The sequence below is a fragment of the Massilia aurea genome (genome assembly GCF_024753205.1).
Lineage (GTDB): Bacteria > Pseudomonadota > Gammaproteobacteria > Burkholderiales > Burkholderiaceae_D > Telluria > Telluria aurea.
This window is the reverse complement of sequence record NZ_JANUGZ010000046.1, coordinates 1-317: the sequence shown is the minus strand read 5'-3', so window position 1 is coordinate 317 and position 317 is coordinate 1. Positions and strand designations below refer to the sequence as shown.

Here is a 317-nt window from a genome sequence, read left to right as displayed (position 1 = left end):
CGATTGCGCACACAGTATGGGCACCACGACCAGACGGCCACCGTGGAGCAAAGCACCGAAGATTTCCCAGACCGAGAAGTCGAAGGCGAACGAATGGAACAGGGTCCAGATATCCTGTGCGCCAAAGCTGAACTTGTCCCGGGTCGCGGCTAACAATTGCGTGACTTGAGCATGTTCGACCATGACGCCCTTGGGTTTGCCGGTCGAGCCCGAGGTATAAATCACGTAAGCCAGGTGGTGCGTTTGCAGGCTGGGCACGACAGGGTCTTGGTCGGGCCAGTCGTCTGTCTCGGGGGAGTCTAAGAACAGGACAGGAA

Annotated in this window: 1 protein-coding gene; it reads right to left on the bottom strand. The window is 58.0% G+C overall.

Annotation, left to right across the window (positions count from 1 at the left end; all coding sequences use genetic code 11):
- Positions 1 to 317, bottom strand: a 317-nt coding sequence (locus tag NX775_RS23975; RefSeq protein WP_258838262.1) for an AMP-binding protein, incomplete at both ends; no start/stop codon positions are given.